Here is a 15,174-nt window from a genome sequence, read left to right on the forward strand (position 1 = left end):
ACGTCGTTGCTGCTGACCCAGGTGCGCACCAGCGGGGCGTAACCGTAGCTTTCCATTTTCAGGGTCAGAATGTTCGCGGTGGAGTTCGACGCCACCGCAACCGGCATGTGCTCGCTCAGGAAGCCCAGGAACTTCTGCGCACCCTCAATCAGGTCCACGCCGGAGCTGATGACCTCGTGCTCGGTGGTGAGCAGGTCCTTCATCACGCGTTCATGGTGTTCGGCGTACTCTGCGGAGGCGGTGTCCGGCTTCTGGCCGTTCTGCGCCTCGTAGGAGAGCAGTGCAAGCTCCTGCGCGACGTCGGCTGCCGCCAGGCCGGTGAGGCGGTGCTCGACCTCCTCAGTGAAGGGAACAGACCAGCGGGCGAAAAGCTCACGCTGCACATCGTTCCAGACGGTCTCGGAGTCGAGGAGGATGCCGTCGCAGTCGAAGATTGCGCAGCGGGGGAACCAATCGGAGGGTACTGTGTGTTCAAACATAATGTCAGTCTCTCACAGGGCTTTAGGCTATGGAAGCGGTGGCCCGGTGCGTGAGAAAACATGCAGGGTGCAAACCGGGTGAGGGCACAAAAGCACGCAACACAAACGTTGGACATGAAGAAACCCTCCCGCCGCATCCAGAACGGATGCAACGGGAGGGCAGAAGCTAAAACAGCTTAGAGAGCGGACACCGGCTTATGAGTCACCTGACGCATAAACGGAATGGTCGCCAACAGGCCCACATAGACCAGCGCCAAACCCAGCGCAATAGCGCCGAAGGTCATACCGAACATCTTCGTCAGAATCTCACCGGAAAGCCCCTGCGCCGCAATCAACGCCGTCAGCGGCAGACCCAGTAGCGCAGAAACCACGCTAATGAGCACCAGCGGACCGAAAACCACGGTAAGGCGCGAAGCCTGCAACATCCTCGTGGGGGTACCCATCATATTCAGCGAAGAATACAGCGAACCACGCTCGTAAATGGCGGCGCTCTGGTTCAACACTGCGGAGAGGGTGACCAGCAGGTACGAGAAGAACAGCATGAGCAGCATGCCCTGGAACATGTCCGACATGATGGTCATGAAGGGGCCGGCGGCGGGGCCTACCTCCTTCGCCGTTTTGTTCATCTCACCCGCCAGAATCAGGATGGGGCCGAAGAAGGTCACCAAGAAGGTCGACAGTGCCACACCCGAAACCTGACGCCACGCCCCGCGCGGGGACTCTAGCACCGCACGATAACCCAGCAGAACCGACGCCTTCTGGGTCATGCGCACACGAATCTTTGCGTATGCCCACACGAGGAAGGTGCCAAGCAGGTCGATAGCAAACATCATGCCCAGACCCGGCAGAGAAATGTAGACGGCGAGGTTCTTGATCGCGCTATCAGCACCGCCGTCCTGGAAGGGCGAGAACATGCTAAAACCCTTCGAGGTCGATGCCAGAATCATCACGGCAATGACCAGAACAACACCGATACCCAGGGAAATGTAACCGGCGGAACCAGCCTTCGCGCGGGTACGCACACCCAGCGGGCTGATGCTAACCTTCGCCAAACCGAACAGGGAGCTAAGAGCCGCCAGAACCATACAGCCCAGGAAGCAGTAGAAAATCACGCTCACCGGCAGGAGCATATTCTCAGCACCCAGCGGAACGTTCATGAAGTGCAGGGCGCCAAAGGGGAAAATCATCACCAGGTAAAGCAACAGACCAATGATGAAACCCACAAGAGAGTACACCAGCGCGTCCGCAACAGACAGACCCACAATCAGGGTCGTGGAGGCACCAATCAGGCGCAGGGACGCCAGACGCTCATCACGGCGGCGGGCACTCAAACGAGCAGCCGAAGCGCCCAAGGTAAAGAGCGGAACAATCAGCACCAGAGCGGCAACCCACGCCAAACCCATGTAGAGCTTCTGAATGCCCATCAGGTTGATCATTTCGTGGTCAACGTTGGCGTGCTCAAGCCAAGTACTCAGCGCCTGAACACCACCGGCAACCGTCAAAAACAGCGCCGAGGAGGCGGCAAAAGCCAGCACGGGAAGAATCGCCTGCGAACTCCATAGGGTTCGCTTGGCGAGTAGAGCATAGATTTGCATTATGCACCTGCCTGAGACTGAGCGCCGAAGCTCTGAGCGTGGTTCTGGGAAGCGGGAACACCGCCCTGGCTATTGCGCTGGTCGCTCACGATCTGACCGTCCTGCAGGTACACCACGCGGGAGCACGCCGCCGCCACGTTCGGGTCGTGAGTAACCACCAGCAGAGTCTTACCCTGCTGCGGAATCATGGTCAGCAACAGCGCCATCACCTCACGGGCGGTCTTCGAATCCAGTGCGCCGGTCGGCTCATCCGCGAAAGTCACGGGGGCACCGTTCACCTGGGAGCGGGCAATCGCCACACGCTGAGCCTGACCACCGGACATCTCACCCATACGGCGATCCAGCATCTGCCCCAAACCCAGACGGTTCAGCAGATCAGCCGAAATGGAACGCGCCTGCTGGCGGGGAACACCGGCAATCATCGCGGCGAGGGAGACGTTCTCCTCCGCGGTCAGCTCGGGAACCAGCAGACCCTGCTGGAACACGAAACCAAACGAGTTAGCGCGCAGGGAGGTGCGCTCACGCTCGCTGAGGGACTCCACCGCCACCTGACCGGCCGGGCCGTTGAACAGCACAGAACCGGCATCGAGCTTGATAATGCCCGAGAGCGCATGCAACAGGGTGGTCTTACCGGAACCGGAAGGACCCATAATCGCTACAGACTCGCCGGGGTAAATATCGAGGCTCACGTTACGCAGCACCGGGTTATTGCCGTACGACTTGTGCAGGTTACGGGCAGAAATAATCGCGCCGCGCGCGAAGGGCGCCTGCTGCATCTGCTGAGGTGCCTGAGCCGGGTAGCCCTGCGGCTGACTCTGGTAGTAGCCCTGCTGGCCGGGCTGGCCGGGCTGACCCTGCTGGGGATGACCTTGCTGAGCGGAATACTGACCGGCAGGCTGCACCGCCTGCGGAGGGGTCATTGAGTACGGGTTCTGAGCCTGGAACTGCGGGTTCTGGGTTTGAGGATGGTTCTGGGATTGAGGATTCTGCGTCATGACAACCTTCATTGGGTATGAACTAACGGAAGTACACTTCTATCATCTCAGCTTCTTGGCGGCTCATCCCTCCGTCTGGGGGCTGAAAAATATGGGAAAACCCTGAAAAAATTTGCCCGACCGGGCGCTCAACCACCCCGCAGCTCATACCGCGGTATGAGTGCGCTTCATGAGAGAATACGCCTCTTGCCCCCTTGAACTGCGCGGGGGCAATGCCATACTAGAAGGATGACCGACGCACAGAACACCCCCATCATCACTCCGGTACCCGACCCCGAGGCAGGAACCCGCATCATCTTCCTACGCCACGGCCAGACCGACTGGAACATTGACCACCGCTTCCAAGGCGGCACCGACATCCCCCTCAACGACACCGGCAGAGAGCAGGTCCGCACCGCTATCGGTGCCCTGCAGCAGGCAGCAGCTGAGGGCACCGCCGTGGACGCTATCGTCTCCTCGCCCCTTTCCCGTGCCGTAGAAAGCGCCGAAATCGTAGCCGAAGGCCTGGGCGTACCCTACCGCGGTGCCGTTGACGGCTTCCAGGAACGTTCCTTTGGCGACCTGGAGGGCCAGATCGCTACCCCCGAGCTGATTCTCGCCTCCCGCCAGTCCAACAACGCTTTCAACGTGGAACCGAAGAAGGACTTCCTCGCCCGCTCCCTCGCGGCGCTGAACCGCGTCCGCCGCGAATATGAGGGCCAGACCGTTGTGGTCGCCGCGCACGGCATGCTGATTGCCATGGTCGTGACCGCCCTGGTCGCTGAGCGCCACCCCGAACTGCTCAACGAGGACGGTATCTACCCGATCCCGGCCAACGCCTCCCTGACCGAGGTGCCCCTGCAGTACCTGGACGATGCCATCGACCGCCTGGTCGTGCAGCATCTGGAACCCGAGCTGGGCCCCGAGGAAGTACCGGAGGGCGCCGAGAATACGACCCTCACCCTGATTCGTCACGGCCAGACCGACTGGAACAAGGCGAACCTGATGCAGGGCATCACCGACATTCCGCTCAACGACACCGGCCGCGAGCAGGCACGCACCACCGGCAAGAAGCTCGCCGACATGGGCCTGGAATTCACCATGCTAGTGTCCTCGCCGCTCTCCCGCGCCCACGAGACCGCGCAACTGGTCGGTGAGCACTTCGATCTGCAGGTGCACAAGACTTACCCCGAGCTGGTGGAACGCGCCTACGGTGCCGGTGAGGGCCTGGACATTCCCGCCCCCGAACGCCGCGCCCCCGAACGCTACTACCCGAATGTGGAATCCGAACGTGACGTGTACATTCGTGCGGTGCGTACCCTGCGCAATATCGTGCGTGAACTCTCTGAAGCCTCGGGCGACCAGAAGATTATTGCTGTCAGCCACGGCAGCTTTATCCGCCGCGCCCTCTCCGCCGCAGCTGGTGAAGAATGGACCGTGACCGTGCCGAACGCCGAACCGCTCACGATTGACGTACCGGGCCTGTTCGCGTGGGATTCGACCAAGCAGTTCGACGAGGTGGGTCGCCTTGTCTGGTAAAGAATGGTCTGGCGCTCGCGTGTGGCGGCTGATTCTCTGGCCCGTCACGGCGCTGTACTGCGCGGTGGTGGCGAGTATCGTGTTCGCCCCCGTGCACGTGGACGATAACGAGATGGGCGGCCGCCTGGCGCAGCTACTGGATACCGGCCACGCCGAGGGGTGGCTGCCTGCGTTCATCACCTATTCGAGCATTGAGCAGCTTTCGAACGTCATCATGTTCATTCCGGGCGGTTTTCTTTTCGCCCTGCTACTCAAACCGAAGGCTCGCCCGCACGTGCTGTACTCGGGATTTTTGGTCAGCGCCTGCATTGAGACAATCCAGAGTTTCATGCCTGATCGTACCGGCGATCCGGTGGATGTGCTGATGAACGGTTCGGGTGCACTGCTGGGTGCGGCGGGGGCTTTGGGTGTACATCGTTGGCGTCGCGTGCGTCGTGAACGTCAAGGTAAATAAGGTTCTGTGCCCGGTGGAGGCGCTGGTTTCGAGGATTCTCGCTGAGGATTTTCGGAGCTGGCGCCTCCACTTTTTACCCTGTGAGGGCGCCGTGTAGGTGTTGGACACTATGGGGATGGTGGGGAGCGGGAAAACCCAACAGTTCATTAGGTCAAACAGACATAAACAGGCAGTGACCTCCGATATAGTGTGGTTTCTGTAGGGAACATTCGGGTAATATTCCGGTAAATACAGCGTTTTATATTGACTTACCCACAAAAACCCACATAAAATCAAGTATTACCCTCAAGTGTTCTGCTGGCTCACTGAAACCATGTCTCTCACGGTCCTGAAAGCCGAGCAGAACGCAGAAAAGAACGCACAGATTTCCTCCCACTAGCCCAAAGGAACACCAGATTTATGTTCGCAGAAGAACGCCGTGCCGAAATTGCAAAGCTTGTTGCCTCCGCACGTCGTGTCAACGGCGCTGACCTTGCGCGCCGTTACGATGTGACCATGGAGACCGTGCGTCGTGACCTCGCCGCACTGGAAGAGGCAGGTAAGCTCCGCCGTGTCCACGGTGGTGCTGTCACCATTGAGCAGTCCACCTCCCTGGAGTCCTCCATCTCCTCCCGACAGGGCATGAACACCCCCGAAAAGCGCCGCATCGCCACCAAGGCATACCAGATGCTGCGCGACTCCGAGGCGGGCTCCATCGTCCTGGACGCAGGCTCCACCATCGAAATTCTCGCCGACCACATCGGCGCTGAGAACTTCAGCCTCAAGACCGGCAATGACCGCATCGTCATCACCCATGCACTGCACATTGCAGTCAAGCTCGCCGAAGCCGAAGGCGTGACCCTTGAGCTGGTTGGCGGTCAGCTGCGCAAGATGACCTGGGCTGCTGTTGGTGCACGCGCCGCAGAGCACTTCGGCACCATGCGCCCCGATATTGCTTTCATTGGTGCCAACGGTATTGAAGCCCACTTCGGCATCTCCACCCCCGGCATGAACGAAGCCATCGTCAAGACCGCAATCTGCAAATCTGCTCGTCGCGTGGTCTTGCTCTGTGACTCCGCGAAGTTCGGTCAGGAATCTCTGGTCCGCTTCGCTGGATTCGAGGATATTGACACCCTCATTACCGATCGCGAGCCCGAAGGTGCCCTCCGTCAGGCACTTGAGGCCGCAAACGTTGAGATTGTGATTGCCTAATGATTATTACTCTGACTGCAAACCCCAGCCTGGACCGCACCATTGAACTGGGTGCGCCTTTGGCTCACGGTGCCGTGCAGCGTGCTGTCGGTGCCGTACAGGATCCCGGCGGCAAGGGCGTGAATATTTCGCGTGCCCTGCAGGTTTCCGGTGTGCCGACCCTCGCCATTGTGCCCGGTGAAGCAACCGACCCAGTGCTGACTGCTCTGCAGGCTGTGGACGTCGAGTTCGCTAACCTGCCCACCGGTGAGCCGATTCGTTCGAACATCACCGTGGTTGACCCGGACGGCACCACCACTAAGCTGAACGCCCCCGGCACCGTTTTTGATGCCGAACTGCGTCAGAAGCTGGACGAGCTGGTGGTTGAGCGTTCCAAAGGTGCCGACTGGGTGGTTTTGGCTGGTTCGCTGCCTCCGGGTCTGGAACCAACCTACTACTCCGAGCTGGTGGCGGCACTGCGCGCCTCCGGCTACGAGGGCAAGATTGCTATTGATACCTCTGAGGCGCCGCTGATTGCGACCGTCGCCGGTGAGCACAAGCCCACCCTGATTAAGCCCAACTCGGAGGAGCTGGCTCAGCTGACCGGTAGCGATAACTGGGAGGAGCTGGAGGCTAGCCCCGAGCTGACCGCCCGCACCGCCCAGAAGCTGCTCGGCGACGGCATCGAGTACGTGCTTGCCACCCTCGGCGGCGGCGGTGCAGTGCTGGTCACTGAGCAGGGTATTTGGCACGCTGTGCACGAGCCGATTCAGGTTCGTAGCACTGTGGGTGCCGGTGACTCGTCGCTGTCCGGTTTCTTGATTGCTCACACTCGTGGTGAGGATGCCCCCGGTTGCTTGGTTCAGGCGGTAGCTCACGGTTCGGCTGCTGCTGCTCTGCCCGGTACCCGCATGCCTTCGCTGGAGCAGACCACTCCTGAGAAGGTCACTGTTCGTCAGTTGCAGCTCTAATTCGGGCTGTTTTCGCACCTCCAGCTTTTATTCTCAGAAGGGAATATAAGCTGGGGTGCTGTGCACATATGTACACACATATACGCACGCTACACACTCAACGCACACTGCGCACACTTTGAACTCATATAGGGGAGAAGCCCGGCACCGCTGAGCAAATCCCCGCCCCAACACATACCCGAGGAGGGAATATGTCTGATCTGATCACCGCAGATCTCGTCCTGCTGGATGAGAACCTCGGCGAGACCCGATTCGACGTAATTGCCAAGCTCGCCCAGGCAGTCGTAAATGCCGGACGCGCTACTGACTTCGAGCAGCTCTACGCGGCTGCCGAGGCACGCGAATCCAAGACTGACACCGGCATCCCCGGCGGTATTGCGATTCCTCACTGCCGTAGCGCCGCCGTCACCGAGCCGACCCTGGCAATGGCACGCCCCAACCCGGCAGTTTCCTTCGGTGCAAAGGACGGCCCCGCCGACCTGATTTTCTTCATCGCTGCACCCGATGGCGCTGACCAGGCTCACCTGAAGCTGCTCTCCACTCTGGCACGTTCCCTGATGAAGAAGAGCTTCACCGCATCCTTGCGCGAAGCCTCCTCGGCTGAAGAGATTGTTGAACTGGTCAACGGTGCGCTCGGCGTGGGCGAGAAGAAGGCAGAGGCTAAGCCCGCCGAGGCTGCGCCCGCCGCATCTGCCGCCTCCGCTCAGGAAACCCCCGCTGCTTCGGCTCCGGTGAAGAAGATTGTTGCTGTGACCGCATGCCCCACCGGTATCGCTCACACCTACATGGCTGCGGACGCCCTCAAGTACGCTGCTGAAGAGCTCGGCTACGACCTGAAGGTTGAGACCCAGGGCTCCTCGGGTAATGAGAAGCTGACCCAGGCTGATATTGACGCCGCAGACGCCGTGATTTTCGCGGTGTCCGTGAACGTGCGTGAGCGTAACCGCTTCGCGGGTAAGCCCTTTGTTGAGTCTCCCGTCAAGCGCGGTATTGACGAGCCTAAGGAAATGATCGCGGAGGCTCTGGCTGAGGCTGAGAACCCCAACGGTGCACGCGTTGCCGCTGCCGCATCCAGCGGTGAGGATAGCGCAGGCGCTACCGAAGGCGCTTGGGGCTCGCGCATCTACAAGGCTGTGATGACCGGTATCTCCTACATGATTCCGTTCGTTGCTGCCGGCGGTATTCTGGTCGCTCTGGGCTTCGTTTTCGAGGCAATTACGGTGCCGAACCTTGGCGATGTGAACACCAAGGCGATTCTCGACTCGGCAACCCTGTTCAACCTCGGTGATGTGCACTGGACCCTGTACCTGGGTGCTGTTCTGCAGACCATCGGTAGTTTCGGCCTGGGCCTGATGGTCCCGGCTCTTGCCGCGTACATTGCGTACGGTTTGGCTCAGCGTCCCGGTATTGCTCCGGGCTTCATCGCCGGTTCGGTGGCTCTCGCTGTGAACGCGGGCTTCCTTGGCGGTATTGTTGGCGGTATTCTTGCCGGTCTGATTGCGTACGCTCTGGGCACCCTGAAGCTGCCCCGCTGGCTTGGCTCGATGATGCCCGTGGTCATCACTCCGCTGGTGACTTCTCTGGTTGCCGGCCTGGCAATGTACCTGCTGCTCGGTGCGCCCCTGGCTTGGGTTATGACCACCCTGCAGGATTGGCTGACCTCCATGTCTGGTGGTTCCGCTCTGCTGCTGGGTCTGATCCTGGGCGCCATGATGGCTTCTGACCTGGGTGGCCCTATCAACAAGGCTGCTTACCTCTTCGCAACTGCTGGCCTGTCCTCGGGTGCGACCGTGAACCAGGAAATCATGGCTGCCGTCATTATTTCAGGTATGGTTCCGCCGCTGGCTATGGCTCTGGCAACCACCCTGCGTCCCAAGCTGTTCAACGAGAACGAGCGTGAGAACGGTAAGGCTGCGTGGCTGCTGGGTGCTTCCTTCATCTCTGAGGGTGCTATTCCCTTCGCTTCGGCTGACCCGGCTCGCGTGATTCCTTCGACCATTGTTGGTGGCGCTATTGCCGGTGCAATCTCCATGGGTGCGCACGTGGCTTCCCCGGCTCCGCACGGTGGTATTTGGATTATTGGTCTGGCGCAGAACCCGCTGATGTTCCTGGCGGCTGTTGTTGCCGGTACCGTTGTTTCGGCGCTACTGTACGTGGTGCTGAAGTCCCTGGGTGCCCGCTCTAAGGCATCCGCGTAAAGGCCGTATAACCTCACCTTCATTTGATCGTCTGTTTGCAGGCGTGAGCGTGAAAAAACACGTTACACTGTAGACAAACCACAGATAGGACATGAATTTATGACTACCTACAAGGGCGTCGGCGTATACGCCGGCCGCGTTATTGGCCCCGTTCTTCAGATGCCTAAGCCCATCGAGGAACCCAAGGATGGTCTGCGTCTGAGCGGCGAGACCGCTGAGGCTGCAGCGCAGCGCATTAAGGACGCATCGGTCCGCGTCAAGGAAGACCTGCTGGCTCGCGCAGAGAACGCAAGCCGCGACGGTAAGGCTGTTCTGAAGTCCACCTCTCAGATGGCTACCGACCGTGCACTCATCAAGAGTGCTATCAAGCTGGTTGAGAGCCAGGAGATGGCTCCCGAGCGCGCAATTTGGGAGGCTGCAACCTCCTTCGCTGACCAGATGGCTGCCCTGGGTGGCTACATGGCTGAGCGCGTCACCGACATCCACGACGTGCGTGCCCGCATCGTTGCTGAGCTGACCGGCCAGCAGGCTCCCGGCATCCCCGTTTCTGATGAGCCGTTCATCCTGGCTGCTATTGACCTGGCACCGGCTGATACCGCGACTCTGGATCCCGAGAAGGTTATCGCCCTGATCACCTCTGACGGTGGCCCCCAGGCACACACCGCTATTCTGGCTCGCGGCCTGGGCCTGCCCGCTATTGTGGCTGCTAAGGGCGTGACCGACATTGCTGACGGCACCATCGTCTACGTGGACTCCAACGAAGGCATCGTTGACACCGAGCCCACCGACGCTGACCGCGAAGCAGCAATCAAGTACGCAAACCGCAAGCCGGTCGCTGACTTTGACGGTCAGGGTGTGCTGGCTGACGGCACCCGCGTTCCGCTGTACGCAAACGTTGGTGACGGCAAGTCCGCTGAGAAGGCTGCAAGCCTGAAGGCTGAGGGCGTTGGCCTGTTGCGCACCGAGTTCGGCTTCCTGGGCCACGACGCTGAGCCTTCCATCGAGACTCAGGCTAAGACCTACAAGTCCGTGTTTGACGCATTCCCCGGCAAGCACATTGTGGTTCGTACCCTGGACGCTGGCGCTGACAAGCCCCTGCCGTTCCTGAACGTGAACCCCGAGGAGAACCCCGCACTGGGTGTTCGCGGTTTCCGTACCGACTGGACCGTTCCGGGCGTTCTGACCCGCCAGCTGGAGGCTATTAAGGCTGCTTCGGAGAACTCTGACGCTGACATCTGGGTTATGGCTCCGATGATTTCGACCACCTCCGAGGCACGCAACTTCGCGAACATGCTCAAGGAGATCGGCCTGCCCGTTCACGGTGTGATGGTTGAGACCCCCGCAGCTGTGATGAACGCTGAGGCTATCCTGGGCGAGGTCGACTTCGTATCCATTGGTACCAACGACCTGACCCAGTACACCATGGCGGCTGACCGCCTGCTGGGCGACCTGGCGCACCTGAACAACCCCTGGCAGCCTGCAGTGCTGAAGATGATCAAGATGACCGTTGAGGGTGCTCAGCGTGCATCGGTCACCGCGGGTAAGAAGAAGTACGTGAGCGTCTGTGGTGAGGCTGCGGCTGACCCGGCTCTGGCTGTTGTTCTGATTGGTCTGGGTGTTGACACCCTGTCCATGAACGCTGGCGCTATTCCCGCTGTGGCTGCGGTTCTGAAGTCTGTGACCAAGGAGAAGGCACAGCAGATTGCGGCTATCGCTCTGCAGCAGATTTCTTCTGCTGAGGCGAAGGAGAGCGCACGCCAGGCTCTGCCGATTCTGGACGAGCTGGGTCTCTAAGCCTTAAAACGATTTCGGGGCTGCCTGCCGCTCCTTGGTGGGGTGTGCTGGGTGGTGCCTGAGTCCATGAAAATGCCGGGTGTAGAGTTTTATTTCTGCATCCGGCATTTTTGGTACTTGTTAGCGTATGGCTGAACGGTACAATTTATAGAGTAAGGGCGGGTCCTGAAGCGCCCCGTTCATTTAGAATAGGTACTGATATATTTCGGTTCCTTGATCAAAGGAGAAACATAATGGCAGAGCGCGAAGCCACTATTGCAAGCCGTGTTGGCCTGCACGCACGTCCGGCAGCTATCTTCGCTGAGGCAGCTGGCGACCTCCCCGTTGAGGTGACCATCGCTGCTAAGGGTGAGCCCGCAGATGAGGCTATGGACGCTGCATCGATTCTGTCCCTGATGTCCCTGGGTGCAAAGCACGGCGACGTTGTTGTCCTGCGCGCTGAGGGCGAAGGTGCTGAAGAGGCTCTGGACTCGCTGGTTAAGATCCTCGAGACCGACCACGACGCTGAGTAATTGACTTTCGCCTCTGAGGTGACCCCGAGCGGTACGCTTCAGATGCTGTGAAGGCTACAGCCTTAAAGCGTGAATATCCCGTCACTTCGGTGGCGGGATATTTTTTGTTATGAATAATTCATTTCTTATTGAGGTGCGAGTGGGGGTAGGTGGGGGATATTTCTCTGCAAATCTTAATGTATATATAACCTTTATTTTTCCTCGAAAATAGCTCCAGAAATATCTCCCAAAATATCTTCTGTGCAGTAATGACCTGGATTTCTCTTCATATCTATGAACCTTTCTGCCGTAAGTTCCGCAGAGCGCTTTTGCTCACAAAATCACCGGTCAGAAAAGTGATATTTCTGCTCTTCAGTGCTACCGCAGAATCGTGCCCTTGTTAGACTAAAAAGGCACTGTCTATCTGGGAGGGACATTGGCAGAATCGAGGAACACCCCCGCGACCCCCACATCGCGGGAAGCTTCGCATGCAGGCGAAGCAAACACTGCCGCAACGGAAGGAAGCGAGCAGAATACCACCGCGGGCTACATCGCCGGTAAACGCGGTTTTCCCCTGGTTTCACTAGACCAGGTTACCGACGAGAAATTGCGCCGCGTGCTGGCTCAGCATGCCGCCTCCTCGAAGAACCCCGAGGGCACCGTTAAGGCAGAAGCAGTGAGTGAGGTGCTCCAGGAAGCTGCTGCCGACATGGGCATTACCCCGCAGGAGACCGCAGAGCCCGACTGTGACCCGGAACTGTGCCCCCACGAGCACGATCATGGGGCGCGCACCGTCATTGACCCCTCCCTCGTGCCTGATGACGACCTGGATGCGTACCGTGAGGACTCTAACCCCGTCACATCCAGCAACTTGGTAACTGAGGCGGCGCTGACTCGCCCCTCCCAGCCGGTGCCCATGACCGGCATGATTCCGCAGGTGCCCAACTCTCACGCAGCCCGCCGCTTCGGCGCGGATCCTACCGCAATGCCGAAGACCGGGCCTGTCTCGATGCCCACCACCTCCGTACCGCTGGTTGAGGGCGGCTCTCGCGGCCTGTTTGGGCGCGGTAGCGGTGGTCGCTGGGGTTCGCGTCGCTTCCGCTCCTTCGTGCGCACTGAGGAGGCGGCACCCGCCGCCCCGCGCGGTGCCCAGCGCATTGCGCAGCGCCAGTTCGTGCCGACGATTCGCTCTGAGGAGCATGAGCGTCGTGAGGCGTTCCGCCGTGAGAAGGAGTACGCCCGCGATACTCTGAACTTCACCCTGCGCCTGGCGGAGGCGATGTTCCACTACGGTGCGGACGCAATGGACGTGGACTCGGCGATTATTGCGGTCTCTTCGGCGTACGGGCTGGACTCGGTGGAAGTCGATATTACGAACCAGTCGGTGACCATCAACTACACGTCGGACCCCGATATTTACATGGAGTCCCGCATCGCCAAGCGCAATGCGAATGCTGAGGAGCGCTTCACCCATACCCTGGTGCGTGTGGTGCGTTCCTCTACGGAGAACTACGAGGCGCTTTCTGAAGTGTACGGCCTGATCTACAAGATCACTCGCGGCGGTATGACCCTGGAAATGGCTGATTTGAAGCTGAACCAGATTACGCACCGACCCAAGCCGTTCCCGCCTCTGGTTGTGTGGTTGGCGAACCTGGCGTGTGCCGGAACCCTGACGGCGGCGCTGGGTGCGAGCTTTGCGACGGCGTTGAGCGCGGCGATTATCTTTATTCCGGTGTACCTGCTGATTCAGTGGTTGAGTTCGATTGGCATTCCGGCGTTCTTCCGTATGGCTGCTAGTGCGGGTCTGATGACCTTCTTGGCGATTTGGCTGGGTGGTGAGGGATCCATTCTTTCGGTGTTGCAGCGTCAGGGGGAGGCGATTTCGGCGCCTCTGGTGGTGGCTGCGGGCATGATTATGTTCTTGCCAACGCCGCGCCTGGTGGGTGCCGTGCAGGACGCGATTAATGGCTTCCCGGTGACGGCTGCGGGTCGTTTCGTGTCTACGGGCATGAGCTTCTTGGGTCTGGTGGTTGGCATTGCGACCGCGGTGAGTGCGATCAATATTTTCAACGGCCCGACCCTGGATATTGAGCAGCTGCGTTTTGAGCCGACGACCCCGCTGGTGGCGTCGTTCTTCTTCCTGGTGGCGATTGCGACCTTTGCGATTACCTTGCAGACGAAGCTGGTGAAGGTCGGGTGGCTGATGGTCATTACGGGCTGCGGTCTGGCGGCGTATTACAGTTATGAGCTGCTGGCTGGCCCGAGTACTGGTCGCGGTCCGACGGCGTGTGCGGCGGTTGTGATTGGTGCGTTGAGCACGTATTTTGCGTACCGTCTGCATGTGCCTCAGGCGATCTTCTCGATTCCGGCGATTACGTTCTTGCTGCCGGGTCTGTCGTTCTTCCGTGGCATGTATTTGTTGACGGTTGAGACGGACGTGATTCTGGGTATGCAGAATATGATTACGGCGGTTTCGATTGTGGTGGCGATGGCTTCGGGGGTTGCGTTGGGTAATTACACGATGCAGTATGCGCTACAGCGTTTTACGACTCCGAGGAACGTGGAACCGGCGGATTCTTAGCCCTTTTTCAAGGGTATATAGCCAATATTGCATATATTGGTGGCGAAAAAGAGGCGGTAGCTCTCATACTGGCTCATGTGCTGCGCCTAGCGGACCGTCCAATCCACCGGCTCAGCACCCTGCTGCACCAGCAAAGAATTCACCGTCGAAAACGGCCGCGAACCAAAGAAACCACGACGAGCAGATAGCGGCGAAGGATGCGCCGACTCCACGCTCGGGTACGGCTGCAACATGGGTGCGCACTTGCGCGCATCCGCACCCCACAGCAGACCCACCAGCGGCTGGTTACGCGCCACCAGTGCACGGATAGCGCACTCGGTAATCTCTTCCCAACCCTTGCCGCGGTGCGAACCCGCATCAGAGTCGCGCACCGTCAAAACCCTGTTGAGCAGCATGACACCCTCATCAGCCCAACAGGACAGGTCGCCGTGATCAGCCGGGGCGATACCCAGATCGTCTTCAAGTTCCTTGTAAATATTGTTCAGCGAACGAGGCAACGGCATACCGCGGTGCACCGAGAACGACAGACCCATCGCATTGCCCGGAGTAGGGTAGGGGTCCTGGCCAATAATGAGGACCTTCACCCCGCTCATCGGGCGGCGGAACGCATTGAAAATATCGGCGGCAGGCGGGAACGTACGGTACCCCGCCGCGTGCTCCTCACGCAGGAAAGCGCCCATGGCGTGAATCTGCTCTTCGACGGGGGCGAGTGCTGCCGCCCAATCCTCGCTCATAATGCTGCTGAGGGGCTGGTTCATGAATCTCCTTGGGGAATCTCCTGGTGCTGACGCGACCCGGACGGTGACGGGGCCGGGTGCGGGATGAATGTTTCTCTTCTAGACTGAGTTTCTCTTCTAGACTAGGGGATGACGGATACACGCGCTAGGAGACGCCAGCCGCGGCAGGCGAGCTGCAGACAGGAGGGAAC

12 protein-coding genes are annotated in these 15,174 nt (G+C 59.6%); 8 read left to right on the forward strand and 4 right to left on the reverse strand.

The features are described from left to right. From HMPREF2845_RS01190 to HMPREF2845_RS01200, 3 genes are all read right to left on the reverse strand, one after another. Window positions 1-479, reverse strand: a 479-nt coding sequence (locus HMPREF2845_RS01190) for an HAD family hydrolase (protein ID WP_141752944.1), incomplete at its 3' end; no start/stop codon positions are given. Window positions 480-655: 176 nt separating this feature from the next. After that, window positions 656-2,074, reverse strand: a complete 1,419-nt coding sequence (locus tag HMPREF2845_RS01195) for an FtsX-like permease family protein (protein ID WP_070633679.1) — start codon at window positions 2,072-2,074, stop codon at window positions 656-658. Further along, window positions 2,074-3,069, reverse strand: coding sequence for an ABC transporter ATP-binding protein (locus HMPREF2845_RS01200; protein ID WP_083308718.1), 996 nt, complete (start codon window positions 3,067-3,069; stop codon window positions 2,074-2,076). Before HMPREF2845_RS01200 ends, HMPREF2845_RS01195 begins: the two co-directional genes overlap by 1 nt. A 228-nt stretch (window positions 3,070-3,297) precedes the next feature. Here HMPREF2845_RS01200 and HMPREF2845_RS01205 point away from each other — a divergent pair, with 228 nt between their 5' ends. The 8 genes from HMPREF2845_RS01205 to HMPREF2845_RS01240 all read left to right on the forward strand — a co-directional run bounded on the left by HMPREF2845_RS01205 (window position 3,298) and on the right by HMPREF2845_RS01240 (window position 14,246). Next, complete coding sequence (locus tag HMPREF2845_RS01205; RefSeq protein WP_070633680.1) at window positions 3,298-4,587, forward strand: histidine phosphatase family protein; 1,290 nt, start codon at window positions 3,298-3,300, stop codon at window positions 4,585-4,587. After that, the gene (locus tag HMPREF2845_RS01210) at window positions 4,577-5,041 is read left to right on the forward strand and encodes a VanZ family protein (protein ID WP_070604178.1); all 465 of its coding nucleotides are present in this window, start codon (window positions 4,577-4,579) and stop codon (window positions 5,039-5,041) included. Before HMPREF2845_RS01205 ends, HMPREF2845_RS01210 begins: the two co-directional genes overlap by 11 nt. Window positions 5,042-5,440: 399 nt before the next feature. Beyond that, entirely contained in the window at window positions 5,441-6,232 is a 792-nt protein-coding gene (locus HMPREF2845_RS01215) for a DeoR/GlpR family DNA-binding transcription regulator (protein WP_049353963.1), read from the forward strand. Next, window positions 6,232-7,182: a 1-phosphofructokinase family hexose kinase gene (locus HMPREF2845_RS01220; RefSeq protein WP_005508167.1), complete on the forward strand. Its 951-nt coding sequence runs from the start codon at window positions 6,232-6,234 to the stop codon at window positions 7,180-7,182. The genes HMPREF2845_RS01215 and HMPREF2845_RS01220 overlap by 1 nt, the downstream gene beginning before the upstream one ends. A gap of 191 nt (window positions 7,183-7,373) precedes the next feature. After that, window positions 7,374-9,380 (forward strand): PTS fructose transporter subunit IIABC, encoded by a 2,007-nt coding sequence (locus HMPREF2845_RS01225; protein ID WP_070633681.1) that lies wholly within the window; start codon window positions 7,374-7,376, stop codon window positions 9,378-9,380. Between the two features lie 99 nt (window positions 9,381-9,479). Continuing rightward, window positions 9,480-11,174: a phosphoenolpyruvate--protein phosphotransferase gene (gene ptsP / locus HMPREF2845_RS01230; RefSeq protein ID WP_070633682.1), complete on the forward strand. Its 1,695-nt coding sequence runs from the start codon at window positions 9,480-9,482 to the stop codon at window positions 11,172-11,174. Window positions 11,175-11,407: 233 nt separating this feature from the next. Then, a complete protein-coding gene (locus HMPREF2845_RS01235; RefSeq protein WP_005504506.1) occupies window positions 11,408-11,686 on the forward strand; it encodes an HPr family phosphocarrier protein in 279 nt (92 codons plus the stop codon). A gap of 415 nt (window positions 11,687-12,101) precedes the next feature. Further along, entirely contained in the window at window positions 12,102-14,246 is a 2,145-nt protein-coding gene (locus HMPREF2845_RS01240; RefSeq protein WP_070633683.1) for a threonine/serine exporter family protein, read from the forward strand. Between the two features lie 86 nt (window positions 14,247-14,332). Here the strand turns inward: HMPREF2845_RS01240 and HMPREF2845_RS01245 are convergent, their stop codons facing one another. Beyond that, window positions 14,333-15,004, reverse strand: coding sequence for a uracil-DNA glycosylase (locus HMPREF2845_RS01245; protein ID WP_070633684.1), 672 nt, complete (start codon window positions 15,002-15,004; stop codon window positions 14,333-14,335). Window positions 15,005-15,174: the final 170 nt, after the last annotated feature.

Source organism: Rothia sp. HMSC065B04 (assembly GCF_001812285.1).
Taxonomy (GTDB): Bacteria; Actinomycetota; Actinomycetes; order Actinomycetales; family Micrococcaceae; genus Rothia; species Rothia mucilaginosa.